Annotated in this window: 12 protein-coding genes and 1 pseudogene; 6 read left to right on the plus strand and 7 right to left on the minus strand. The window is 36.3% G+C overall.

All coding sequences use genetic code 11. From position 1 onward, the window contains the following. Window positions 1-215 precede the first annotated feature (215 nt). The 3 genes and pseudogenes from F886_RS13010 to F886_RS13020 all read left to right on the plus strand — a co-directional run. Window positions 216-401, plus strand: a pseudogene (locus F886_RS13010) (DUF421 domain-containing protein); the annotation flags it as partial. 200 nt (window positions 402-601) lie between these two features. Further along, complete coding sequence (locus F886_RS13015; protein ID WP_005306077.1) at window positions 602-1588, plus strand: hypothetical protein; 987 nt, start codon at window positions 602-604, stop codon at window positions 1586-1588. 218 nt (window positions 1589-1806) lie between these two features. Further along, complete coding sequence (locus tag F886_RS13020; RefSeq protein WP_005306080.1) at window positions 1807-2484, plus strand: DUF421 domain-containing protein; 678 nt, start codon at window positions 1807-1809, stop codon at window positions 2482-2484. Between the two features lie 75 nt (window positions 2485-2559). On the opposite strand, the gene eno is transcribed toward F886_RS13020, so the two are convergent. The 3 genes from eno to F886_RS13035 all read right to left on the minus strand — a co-directional run bounded on the left by eno (window position 2560) and on the right by F886_RS13035 (window position 6436). Continuing rightward, window positions 2560-3849, minus strand: a complete 1290-nt coding sequence (gene eno / locus F886_RS13025; RefSeq protein ID WP_005306083.1) for a phosphopyruvate hydratase — start codon at window positions 3847-3849, stop codon at window positions 2560-2562. A gap of 61 nt (window positions 3850-3910) precedes the next feature. After that, a complete protein-coding gene (gene kdsA / locus F886_RS13030; protein WP_003652054.1) occupies window positions 3911-4768 on the minus strand; it encodes a 3-deoxy-8-phosphooctulonate synthase in 858 nt (285 codons plus the stop codon). Window positions 4769-4798: 30 nt separating this feature from the next. Next, window positions 4799-6436 (minus strand): CTP synthase, encoded by a 1638-nt coding sequence (locus tag F886_RS13035; protein ID WP_004792002.1) that lies wholly within the window; start codon window positions 6434-6436, stop codon window positions 4799-4801. Window positions 6437-6659: 223 nt separating this feature from the next. Here F886_RS13035 and F886_RS13040 point away from each other — a divergent pair, with 223 nt between their 5' ends. Continuing rightward, window positions 6660-7133: an internalin gene (locus F886_RS13040; protein ID WP_034591170.1), complete on the plus strand. Its 474-nt coding sequence runs from the start codon at window positions 6660-6662 to the stop codon at window positions 7131-7133. Between the two features lie 243 nt (window positions 7134-7376). After that, the gene (locus tag F886_RS13045; RefSeq protein WP_005306089.1) at window positions 7377-8222 is read left to right on the plus strand and encodes a metal-dependent hydrolase; all 846 of its coding nucleotides are present in this window, start codon (window positions 7377-7379) and stop codon (window positions 8220-8222) included. 63 nt (window positions 8223-8285) lie between these two features. On the opposite strand, the gene F886_RS13050 is transcribed toward F886_RS13045, so the two are convergent. From F886_RS13050 to F886_RS13065, 4 genes are all read right to left on the minus strand, one after another. Further along, complete coding sequence (locus F886_RS13050) at window positions 8286-9380, minus strand: YheT family hydrolase (RefSeq protein WP_005306092.1); 1095 nt, start codon at window positions 9378-9380, stop codon at window positions 8286-8288. A 19-nt stretch (window positions 9381-9399) separates the two neighbouring features. After that, window positions 9400-10116: an SGNH/GDSL hydrolase family protein gene (locus tag F886_RS13055; protein WP_005306094.1), complete on the minus strand. Its 717-nt coding sequence runs from the start codon at window positions 10114-10116 to the stop codon at window positions 9400-9402. A gap of 38 nt (window positions 10117-10154) precedes the next feature. Then, on the minus strand, window positions 10155-10562 hold the full coding sequence (locus tag F886_RS13060) for a nuclear transport factor 2 family protein (protein ID WP_005306097.1): 408 nt from the start codon (window positions 10560-10562) through the stop codon (window positions 10155-10157). 71 nt (window positions 10563-10633) lie between these two features. Beyond that, window positions 10634-12658 (minus strand): NADPH-dependent 2,4-dienoyl-CoA reductase, encoded by a 2025-nt coding sequence (locus F886_RS13065; protein WP_005306100.1) that lies wholly within the window; start codon window positions 12656-12658, stop codon window positions 10634-10636. 135 nt (window positions 12659-12793) lie between these two features. Between F886_RS13065 and F886_RS13070 the strand changes: the two genes are divergently transcribed. Next, on the plus strand, window positions 12794-13354 hold the full coding sequence (locus F886_RS13070) for a PadR family transcriptional regulator (protein WP_005306103.1): 561 nt from the start codon (window positions 12794-12796) through the stop codon (window positions 13352-13354). The last annotated feature ends 1 nt before the right edge of the window (window position 13355 follow it).

Below are 13355 nucleotides of genomic sequence, written 5' to 3' on the forward strand. Positions count from 1 at the left end.
AACCTTAACAATCATTTTTTCTTACTTTTATTTCTACGATTGAAGTTTCAACTATATGTTTATTTTATTAAATATTTTAAATAGTGGAATTTATACAAAATCACATAAAGTTCGAATTTTTAACCAACAACTACTTAAAAAGTATATTTTTTCTATTTTTAATTTGTTAAGAATTTTATAAATACTTCATGCACCTATTAAAAAGGGAGAAAAAAATGGATTTTTTTAATATTTTCATAGGTGACACGACTTGGCCCTTTATTTTGGAAATTTTGGTTCGATGTTTCGTCATGTTTATCATTATTATTAGTTTTTTAAGACTATCAGGTAAACGGGGTATTCGCCAACTTTCCCTTTTTGAACTCGCAATTATTTTATGCTTAGGTTCCGCGACTGGTGAAAACTCTTTAAAAATCATTCACTTCAAAAAAATTCTAAATACATTAAATAAACATATATTTCAATTAGAAATATTAAATCCTTATATAATTTGAGTGGTCTTAACTTATGCTTAAAATTTAAATAATTAAGTTTACAAATAATTCATAAAAAAATCATTTTTTACAGTTACAATAACTAAATCAAAAAATTTTTTAAACTTATGAACTTAAGAAAATATTGTTCTATTATTTTTCCAGTATTATTCTACAGTAATACTACTTTTGCACAGTTCCAAGAAGGAGCAGATATTACTGATGAATTAAATCAATTGATAGCTACTCAAAGAAATAATATTTATATACCATCAGGAAATTACAGAATTGATGCAACTAAGTCAGTTAATTTAAGAAGTAATACGACTCTCATTCTTGATCCAAAAACTACTTTAAAGGTGATACCCAACAATCAGGGAAGCTATCAACTCTTTAAAATCAATAATGTGAAAAATGTTAGCATATCTGGAGGTACACTTATCGGTGATAAATACACCCACATTGGAGATAAAGGCGAATGGGGTATGGGGATAGAAATTAAAGATTCTCAAAATATTTCCATCTCTGACATCCGAATAGATAAAATGTGGGGTGATGCAATTTATCTTGGAACAAATGGTCAAGATTCAAATAGCAATATTACCTTAAACAACATCATAATGAATGACAATCGTAGACAAGGCATATCCATTATATCAGTAAAAAAACTAAGAGGTTATAATCTATACGCCAACAATACATCAGGCACAGCTCCCGCTAGTGGGATAGATATTGAACCAAATAATAACAAAGCTATATTACAGGACATATATTTAAAAAATATATACACAATAAGTAACCAAGGTTCTGGACTTCATTCATATTTTGGATTTTATAAAGGTTCTCCAAAAGCTATCGATATTAAAGTTGAAAATCATATGGATAATGGATCTAAATATGGATTTTATATGCTAGGTCTAGACAACAGTGCTATAGGTAAATTTGAAATCAAAAATGCCGACTATAAAAAGAGTAAGACATCAAACTTATGTCTTTCCGAATGGAACAATCCAAATTTTGCTTTAAATTTAGCATCTTATAAATCTGATCAAATAGTTTCCATAAATAATGACTGCAAATTTTTTAAAAAAAATAAAAAAATAAAAATTTATTGATAAAGTATTACTATAAAAATGAATAACTTTCCCTTTTATGGGGTTAATTTTTTAAATTATTTAAATACTAGGTTGATTTCAACTATATTTAATTGCAATCAATATTTATAAAAACTCACCTTTTTTAACCAACAACTACTTAAAAAGTATATTTTTTCTATTTTTAATTTGTTAAGAATTTTATAAATACTTCATGCACCTATTAAAAAGGGAGAAAAATGGATTTTTTTAATATTTTCATAGGTGACACGACTTGGCCATTTATTTTGGAAATCTTGGTTCGATGCTTTCTTATGTTTATCATTATTATTAGTTTTTTAAGACTATCAGGTAAACGTGGTGTTCGCCAACTCTCCCTTTTTGAACTCGCAATTATTTTATGTTTAGGCTCGGCTGCTGGTGATCCAATGTTTACCAAGGACTTACCTATTTCTCATGCTTTTGTCGTATTTATCGTTATTCTTTTTCTCTATCGTCTTGTAACTTGGGCGATGGTGAAACATAAAAAAATTGAAGACTTATTGGAAGGAAGAGCTCTCTGTGTAGTCAAAGATGGACTTTTGGTTTACAAAGATTTCCAGAAACAATCATATTCACATGATGAGTTTTTTTCAGAAATGCGCCAACAAAATGTTGAACATTTAGGTCAAGTAAGAACAGCTTTATTGGAGTCTGACGGTATCCTGAGTTTACTTTACTATGAAGATGAAGAAGTAAAATGGGGACTCCCCCTATTCCCAGATGCTTATTGCAAAGCTGACGTACTTAAAATCAATACTTTTTATTCATGCATGAAATGTGGTGAAACTAAAATTCTAAGTACACTCGATCAAGAATGTTCTCGTTGTAAACACCATAGTTGGGCTAAGTCGTTAAAAACCCGTCATCTAGGATAATAAAAAAGGTGCTATTTTTATTAAAAATAGCACCTTAAAATGTTAAAAAACTAATTTTAACTTTTTATTTAAAGATTAGTTTAAACCTTTAAACTCAGCTTTACCGCGGTAAGCAGCTTTAGTCAATTCTTCAATACGAAGTAATTGGTTGTACTTAGAAACACGGTCAGAACGGCAAAGTGAACCAGTCTTAATTTGACCAGCCGCTGTACCTACTGCTAAATCAGCAATAGTTGAATCTTCAGTTTCACCAGAACGGTGAGAAATTACAGTTGTATAACCATTTTCTTTAGCAAGGTAAATTGCATCAAGAGTTTCAGTCAAAGTACCAATTTGGTTGTATTTGATTAAGATAGAGTTACCTACTTTCTCATTAATACCACGTTGTAAAATCTTAGGGTTAGTAACGAACAAGTCATCACCAACCAATTGGATTTTGTCACCAAGGATAGATGTCAAGTAAGACCAACCTTCCCAATCTGATTCATCTAAACCATCTTCAATTGAGATAATTGGATATTGGTTTACAAGACCTGCTAAATAGTCAGAGAACTGGTTGCTTGTGAATGCTTTATTGCCTTCACCTGCAAGAACATATTGACCATTTTTGTAGAATTCTGAAGATGCACAGTCAAGCGCCAACATAATATCAGAACCAGCTTTGTAACCAGTTTGACTGATAGCTTCAAGAATAACAGTGATTGCTTCTTCGTTTGAACGCAAGTTTGGTGCAAAACCACCTTCATCACCTACAGCAGTGTTTAAACCTTTTTTGTTTAAAACTGATTTTAGTGAATGGAAGATTTCAGCACCAGCACGTAATGCTTCAGCAAATGAAGTGAAGCCTACTGGCTCAATCATAAACTCTTGAATATCAACGTTGTTGTCTGCATGTGAACCACCATTGATGATATTCATCATTGGTACAGGCATAGTCAAAATCTTTTGACCACGTAAGTCAGCGATGTATTGGAAAAGAGGAATTTTCTTTTCATCAGCAGCAGCGCGCGCAACAGCTAATGACACAGCCAAAGTTGCATTTGCACCCAATTTTTCTTTGTTTTCAGTACCATCAAGTTCGATCATCGTATTGTCGATGTCTTTTTGTTCAAATACTGATTTGCCCACTAAAGCGTCACGGATAATCGTGTTTACGTTGTTAACCGCAGTTTTAACGCCTTTACCTAAGTAACGTGATTTATCACCGTCACGTAGTTCTAAAGCTTCACGAGAACCAGTTGAAGCACCAGATGGTGCACATGCACGACCAACAACCCCAGATTCTAAAATTACGTCTGCTTCGATGGTTGGGTTACCACGAGAGTCCAAAATTTCACGTGCACGGATGTCAACGATTTGGCTCATGAACAATTCCTCTGTTGAATGAATATGAGCTGCGATTAAAGCAGCGTAAATGAGTAAAAACTCAATGGGTGTCTAACTTTTTGAATCCTTTAACCAAAGTATCCAATTCTTTTATTTGTGCCAAGAATGGCTCAAGCTGCGACATGCGTAATGCACAAGGTCCATCGCATTTTGCATGTTCTGGGTCTGGATGACCTTCCAAGAACAATCCAGCCAAGCCTGTTGCCATTCCAGCGCGTGCTAAAGTTGTAATTTGAGCACGACGACCACCTGCCGAGTCAGCACGACCACCAGGAGTTTGCAACGCATGTGTTACATCGAAGAAAACAGGAACATTCATTTCTTTCATGATGTCAAAGCCAAGCATATCTACAACAAGGTTGTTATAGCCAAATGCTGAACCGCGCTCACAAAGAATTAGTTTATCGTTTCCTGCTTCTAAACATTTATTCAGGATATGACGCATTTCATGAGGTGCCAAAAACTGAGCTTTCTTAATGTTAATAATAGCCTGTGTTTTTGCCATCGCTTCAACAAGATCAGTTTGGCGACTTAAGAAAGCTGGCAACTGAATAATATCAGCTACTTCTGCAACTGCTTCAGCTTGGTGTGGCTCATGAACATCGGTAATGATAGGAACATTAAAATGTTTTTTAATATCGCCTAACCATTCAATACCTTTTTCAAGTCCAGGACCACGGAACGAATGCAGACTAGAACGATTTGCTTTATCGAAACTCGCTTTAAATACATACGGAATATCTAAGCGTTTGCAGATATCAACATAAGTTTCTGCAATTTCGAAAGCTAAATCTTTTGATTCAAGTACGTTCATTCCGCCAAATAATACAAATGGCAAATGATTTGCCATTTGTATATCGCCTAAACGTACAACTTCTTGTGGTTTTAATTGTGACATTTAAACTTTCCCAGTTTATTTAAAATCGCATTACTTACTTTTTTGATGCTGTGTTTTCGCAGCGTCAATAAAACTAGCAAATAATGGATGTCCATCACGTGGTGAACTTGTAAATTCCGGGTGGAATTGTACAGCAATAAACCAAGGATGTTCAGGAATTTCTACAGTTTCAACCAAATGTTGTGCCGAAGAGTAACCAGAAATCTTCATACCAGCTTGTTCAATCGCTTCAATGAAACGGTTATTCATTTCATAACGGTGACGATGACGCTCAGTAATTTCTGCTTTACCATATACTTCACGTGTTTTAGTGCCTTCAACCAATTCAGATTTTTGTGCACCCAAACGCATAGTTCCGCCTAAATCAGACTCTACGCTACGTTGTTGTAACTCACCACGCTCATCTAACCATTCAGTAATTAAACCAATCAATGGATACTTGGTAGAACGGTTAAACTCTGTAGAAGATGCTTCTGGCATTGCAGCAACATGACGTGCATATTCGATTACAGCCAATTGCATGCCTAAACAAATACCCAAGAATGGAACTTTGTTTTCACGTGCATATTGAATAGCTTTCATTTTGCCTTCAGTACCACGCTCACCAAAGCCACCTGGGACTAAGATTGCGTCAGCTGTTTGCAAAATAGAAACGTCTTGGCTTTCAAGCTCTTCAGCATTGACATAGTCAATCTGTACTTTCACACGGTTTTTGATGCCTGCATGCAATAATGCTTCATTAACAGATTTATAAGCATCTGGTAATTCAACATATTTACCAACCATAGCTACACGCAAAGTGTATTCAGGATTGAGTAATGCTTCAACTACATTGTCCCAATCTTCTAGGTTTGCTTCTGGAAGATCATTAAATCCAAAACGTTCACAGATCAAGTCATCAACGTTTTGTTCATAGAAAGTACGTGGAATTTGATAAATCGTTTTCGCATCTTTACATACCACAACGGCACGCGCTTCCACGTTAGTGAACAATGCAATTTTGCGTTTAGTATCAACATCTACATCATATTCAGTACGGCAGATTAAGATATCTGGTTGAATACCAATTGAAAGTAATTCTTTTACAGAATGCTGAGTTGGTTTCGTCTTAAGCTCTGCTGCCGATTTAATATATGGCAACAAAGTTAAATGCATAAGCATGGTACGTTTATGACCAAGCTCAACCATTAACTGACGAACTGACTCCATAAATGGAAGTGATTCGATATCACCAACCGTACCACCAATCTCAACGATTGCAACGTCGTAACCTTCACCAGCACGAAGTACGCGTTCTTTAATATTGTCAGTAATATGTGGAATAACTTGAACCGTACCACCTAAGTAGTCACCACGACGTTCTTTATTTAAAACATCTTGATAAACACGGCCACTAGTAAAGTTATTCAGTTTGGTCATTTTCGCACGACGTAAGAAACGTTCGTAATAACCCAAGTCTAGATCAGTTTCGGCACCATCCTCTGTGACAAAAACTTCACCATGTTGGAAAGGACTCATTGTCCCCGGATCGACATTAATGTAAGGATCCATTTTAACCATTGTGACTTTTAAGCCACGGGCTTCCAAAAGTGCAGCAACTGAAGCAGCAGAAATACCTTTACCTAGCGATGAAACCACACCACCAGTAACAAAAATAAAATGGGTCATTAAGTTTCTCGTACAATCAAGCCGAAATCGGCCTACAATGTTGGGCAATTTTACTGTACTCTGCCCCTATAAAGCAAAGTCAAACCGCACCAATTCAAAGATCATTAAACAACTGGCTATTCTATCAGCATTTTTAATAAAAAATTAGGTCAATCTCACATGATTTTTTCATTCTCTTTTGCTGTTATAATGCGAGCTCCTCAATTAAATGTTGTTTAGGACAATGGCAAATAAAAAACTTTTAATCTGTGCTGCTATTGCGGCTGGACTATTGTTAACCGCATGCGTTAAAAAAGAAACACCAGAAGAAGAGCAAGAAAAGGTTGGAACTGCTGTTTCAGAACCTAAACCTGCTGAACCTGCGAAATTTGAATCTTTAGAAAGTGTTAAAACTGAAGAAGCTCAAACTCAGGAACCAACGCAAGTTGAAGTTCATCACGAAGAAACAGCGAATACTACAACTGAAATTCGCCGTGAAACTCGTCCTGCCCATTCTGAGCAAAATTCACAAACAACTGTTTCTGAACAACCTAAAGCAGAGCCGAAGCCTAAGCCAGAACCTAAACCTGAGCCAAAAGCAGAGCCAAAGCCTGAGAAAGCTCAGTCTAAACCTGCTAAGCCAGCAGAACCATCTCAAACTGAAGATGATGCTGTTGCCGCTGCAATTGCTGCTGCTACACCAGCGCTTAAAAACTAAGTTCTCGTATGAATATGCCCAAATTAAACACTTGATTTGGGCTTTTTAAATATTATTAAAATTATCAATTCACTCATTAGTTTCACTTTTTTATTCCAATTTGTCTTTAAAGTTTCTCTAGATATCAATTCAGGACAACCTACTTCTTTTACTTCAAAAAGCATTGACGCTCCCTATTCCGAGATGTAATTTTTAATCAAATTCCTTTTTGGAACTTTAATTAAAAGAAGATTGGAGCTTAAAATGAATACCGTATCAAATCGCGTGCCTGCCTCATTTCCAGTCCGTCGTATGGACTATAATTTTGAAAATGTACCTCGCTATTGGTGTAATAACGAACCCACTTTTACACATTATTTTACGGGTTTATCTACATTGTTCCCCGAGGGTGAATCATATTTTGTTCGTTCAGTTCGGGCATTACGCGCAAAAGCAAAGTCGAATGAACTTCTAGATCGTGAAATTAGTGCTTTTATTGGTCAAGAAGCAATGCATTCTAAAGAACATCATGCTTTTCATGTGAGTGCACAACAACATGGTTTAGATCCAGAATCTTTAGAAAAAGTAACGGGTATTGTTTTAAAGAGCATTGAAAAAGTTTTTAGTAAAAAATGGAACCTACTTGTAACGGTAGGCCTTGAACACTACACCGCTGTACTTGTAGTAAGCATGATGCAGTCTGTTAATGAACTGATGACAGACTCAACTATTCGTAACTTATGGTTATGGCATAGTATTGAAGAAACTGAGCATAAAGCTGTGGCCTTTGATCTTTATGAACACTTGTATGGAAGTGGGCTAAGCGCATATCTCCCACGTATCACCGTCTTTACTTTAAGTTTATTTTTAATTACTAGCTTCTCAACAATCTATCAATTCGTTCTTATGAAACGGGATCGTCAACTTCTTAATTTTAAATCTTGGCGTAAGTTTCTTGGTTTTATGGCAACACAATATAAAGTTTTAACTCCGAAATTTTTTGACTATTATCGTTTTGACTTTCATCCTAACCAAACTGATGAAAAAGATCTGGTTGCCAGCACTAAAATCAAAATTGGACTAAAAAATTCAAAATTACTTTTATCCTGACCTAATGAAGTCATAAAGCCCATCTATTGAATGGGCTTTATTGAAACAATTACGGCAACACAATCATTGTTTATGATCAACCATAAAATAATTCGATATTAATTTGGCTGCCCATGAAGTACTTTTCCAACCTTCATAAAAACCACAATGACTTCCCTTTTTAGTGGTTACCACTGCAATATTACTCATTTGCTGAATAGTTTCTTTATACGGCTCTAAATTTTTAATAGAACATACTGGATCATCTTCAGCATTAAGAATCATTAATGGAATTTTGACATTTTCAAATACATAAATTGGATTAATCGCCTGACAATAACTTTGATAGTCCTGAAAACCGGCCATTTCAAAGTATTCTTTTTCAAACTCTTCGAGACTCGTCGTTGCAAGAACTTTTTCTAAAGAAGCAATCTGATTCCAAGTACTTTGATAAGGATGAATAAAATATTTAAATAACTTTTTGGTCATCATTTTGCTATAAAACGGGTGAACATTTTTAAAGCCAATCTCAGTGTTGTAGCCTGGGCACATTGCAAAAGCAGCTTTAAATGGTGTGTCAGAGCCTTGCTCACCCAAATAACGAACTAACAATCCTGTGCCAGCAGAAGACCCGACTGCGTACAAATCCGATTCAGGAAACAAACTTTGAATATGCGTAAGCTGCTCTTTAAGATCACTGGTTGATCCGAAAAGAGAAATCTGTGGTACAGGCATAGGTAAACCCGCATGCCCACGGCGTAAACATAGTGCTATTCTCCATCCCGTATATTGATGAATATCTCTCACCAATTCACGCATACTTTCAGGTGTTCCTGTAATGGTGTGCATGATAACAACTGTAGGAGTATCTTTCGGAAGATTATAGCCATACCATGCAATTGCAGTTACACCACCATCTTTCATGCTGAGTTGCTCAATACGGTCATATTCAAGCTTGATGGTTTTTTTTCTAATAATATCGAAATATAAAAGATGGACATGATTGTTAGTTAACCATGGCGTAGGACGATATTTCTGCTTAAGTTGGGGCAACTTATCCAAAACATCTTTAATTTTCCCTTGTGGGTCATAATAGATTTTTGGCTGTTCAGCACCGAGTACTGAGTCAAACAATTCTGAACCGAAAGCTTTAATTTTATTTAAAGTAGATATGCCCATATCCAATCACGACCTCTGATTATGAGTTAAATGATTGCCGCACTAATGCTGCAACCTGCTGTCCCCAAATTGCATAAATTTCTTTGCTCGGATGAAAGCCATCACTTGCCATAGGCAGATTCAAAGCTTGAAAACTTTCAATATCATATTGAATGAATCTAAATTGGTTTTGTGCTTCTACCCATTTATATAATACTTGATTCATTTGCTCCGCGTATTTTCCAAACAACCAAGCCAATGGATTGGGTAAAGCTGGAAAATGTTGCATGGGCGGAACGCCTGAAACAATAATGAGTTTAGGCTGAAAACGTACTTGTATATATTCAAATAATTGCTTTTGTTGTTTTATCCATGAGTTCGCCGACGTCAATTTTGTCACATCATTAACGCCAATAGATGTAACAACAACATCATAATTTTGCTGTTCTAAATGCTGTAAAGCTTGAAAAACCTGTTTAGTAGTATCACCTGTTTTTGCGTGAAGCTTCCAACTTATCAAATATTCATCTTGTAACTCAGAAATAATTGCACCTGATAAAGCGTCTTGTTGTGTCTCAACACCAACTCCCGCTGCGGCAGAGTCTCCTAAAATAAGCAGAGACAATGGTCTGCCCTTGCCAACCATGCCTTCTCTTTCACCACTGGCTTCTAGCAAGCGTGGTGTATTCTTACGAACTTTTGTTCCCTGCACAAAAAGTACAGGTAACAATGCTAAAGTTGAAAGTTTTAACCACATTCTATTAGTCTCTATCTTACTTAGGCTATTTACTAAAATTATTGCGGTTGAAACTTGGCAATTCTTATACCCATTTGTTCAGCCAATGCTGCTAAACCACTCATTGGACGAATCATTACTTCAAAATCAACAATTTTGCCTTGTTCATTAAAACGAATCATATCAATACCTTTTAATGACTTGCCACTGACATTAGCGCTGAACTCAAGCACTACATTCTCGCCATCTTCAGTATAAAACTCACGATGATAAGTAAAGTTTTCGAACACTTGGATGACATTGGTAAGAATGAAGAAAACGACCTGCTTTCCTTCATAAGGTTTATAGGCAACTGGTGAACGAAAAACTACGTCATCTGCCAGTAAATCATTTAGATCGGACAAGTTACCAACCTGAATCATGTGATGCCATTTTTCTAAAGACTGTTTTGTAGTTTCAAGTGTCATTGTTATTTTATCCTGTAATTTAACCAATAAAGTTAGGGGCATTTCCGTATAAAAAAAATGCCCCACAAAATTTATAACACCGCTGCTAGTTCAGCACCTTGACGTATTGCACGTTTTGCATCTAATTCTCCTGCCTCTTTAGCACCGCCAATTAAATGAACATTTTTTCCATCTGTTTTTAATTGGTCATACATTGCAGTGAAAGATTCTTGACCAGCACAAATCACAACATGATCGACTTCAAGCACACTTGGTTGCCCATCTATAGTGATATGTAAGCCCTGATCATCTACTTTGTCGTATTGAACCCCTGCAAGCATTTTAACTTGACGATTTTTAAGGCCTGCACGGTGAATCCATCCTGTAGTTTTACCTAAACCTGCACCGACAACAGCAGTCTTACGTTGCAGTAAATAGATTTCTCGTTCAGAAGTCTCAACTTTTGGCTGCTTTAAACCACCTACATGCTCATATTGAGTATCAATTCCCCATTCTTCATAAAACTTTTCTGGGTTTAAACTGCCACTTTCACCTTCGTGAGTGAGATATTCAGCCGTATCAAAACCAATACCACCTGCCCCAATAATGGCTACACGTTGTCCCACTGGCACACGTTCTTTTAAAACTTGTAAATAGCTGAGAACTTTAGGATGATCAATACCTTCAAATTGTAATTGACGAGGCGTTACACCAGTTGCAACCACAATTTCATCAAAATTTGCTTGGCTCAACTCTTCATAAGTTGCTTTATGGTTCAAAATCAACTCAATGTTTGGTCGTAACTCAATTTGGCGAGCAAAGTAGCGTAAGGTTTCATAGAACTCTTCTTTTCCAGGAACAGTCTTTGCAATATTAAATTGGCCACCAATTTGATGACTAGCCTCAAAAATTTTAACTTGATGTCCACGGTCAGCTGCATATACAGCAAAACTTAAACCCGCAGGTCCTGCACCAATAACAGCAATATTCTTTTGAACTTGTGCATCTTTAAAAATAAGTTCAGTTTCATAACATGCACGCGGGTTCACTAAACAAGTTGCAATTTTCATTGAGAAAATGTGATCTAAACAAGCTTGGTTACAGCCAATACATGTATTAATTTCATCACTACGGCCTTCGCTTGCCTTTAAGACAAATTCAGCATCAGCAAGCATTGGGCGTGCCATAGACACCATATCAGCATGACCGGATGCCAATACATGCTCAGCCATTTCTGGAGTATTAATTCGGTTAGAAGTAACTAAAGGGATAGAGACTTCACCTTTAAGTTTTTCAGTAACCCATGTAAACGCAGCACGAGGAACTTTGGTCGCAATTGTTGGGATCCGAGCTTCATGCCAGCCAATCCCCGTATTAATAATAGTTGCACCTGCTTTTTCAATTTCTTTTGCAAGCTGAATCACTTCTTCAATACTTGAGCCACCTTCAACTAAATCAAGCATCGATAGACGATAAATAATGATAAAGTTTTCACCCACTAAAGCACGTGTACGTTTTACGATTTCAATAGGAAAACGAATGCGGTTTTCGTAACTACCGCCCCATTCATCATCACGATGATTCGTACGTGCGGCAATGAACTCATTAATTAAATAACCTTCAGAACCCATGATTTCCACACCATCATAACCCGCATACTGAGCAAGTTTGGCGCAGTTTGCAAAATCATCAATGGTCTGCTGCACTTCGGCAGAACTTAAAGCTTTTGGCTTAATTGGGTTAATTGGTGCTTGAATTGCTGAAGGAGCAACGTTATTTGCCTGATAAGAATAACGCCCAGTATGTAAAATCTGCATAGCAATCTTACCGCCAGCTTCATGAACGGCTTGGGTAATCACTTTATGTTTTTCAGCTTCTTCAACTGTATCCAATTTCGTACCATGGCTAAATACAACACCATCATCATTCGGAGAAACACCGCCAGTTACAATCAACCCCACATCACCTTTTGCACGCTCAGCATAAAACGCAGCCATGCGTTCATATCCCTGCGGTGCTTCTTCTAAACCAATATGCATAGACCCCATAAGCACACGGTTTTTTAAAGTAGTAAAGCCTAAATCAAGTGGCTTCAATAAGTGCGGATAAGCTGACATATTTTCTCCTTTGGCTAGCAATAAGCTTGCTAATGCAACTTGTTGCATTAATTTATAATCAAATTTTGACTTTTATGCAACATGTTGCATAATCTCATCAGTCACACTTTACTTTTGCTTACAAACCGGATTGCTATGTCACTTCCTCATGTTTTATTAACCAGTTTGCTTGAACGACCAAGTACAGGGTTCGAACTTGCCCGCCGGTTTGATCGTTCAATCGGTTTTTTCTGGAATGCTACCCATCAGCAAATTTATCGTGAACTCAACCACATGCTGAAAAAAGGTTGGGTTTCAACGTTAGAAAATGAAATGGAAAATAGTCGAAAAAAAACCTATCAAGTTGAACAATTGGGGCGTATTGAACTAGCTTCATGGATGACACAACAAAGTGAACCCGCACAACTTCGTGATGATTTAATGGTTAGATTGCGTGCTGAAGCACAATTGAGCAATAATCAGATATTACCTGAGCTGTTAAGACATCTTGGTTTACATCAAGAGAAACTAAAACTTTATCAAAGTATTTATGATAAGGATTTTAAAGATAACGATGATCTAGATAACCGTGTGTTATACATTCACAAAATGATCTTAGAACTTGGGATTACGATGGAAAGTGAATGGATTAAATGGTTGGAACAAGTCATCCCTCAATTAAAACGCTTTGCTCAAGATAGCGTAGCTGGAGAATAGT

Source organism: Acinetobacter sp. NIPH 542 (assembly GCF_000369825.1).
Lineage (GTDB): Bacteria > Pseudomonadota > Gammaproteobacteria > Pseudomonadales > Moraxellaceae > Acinetobacter > Acinetobacter oleivorans.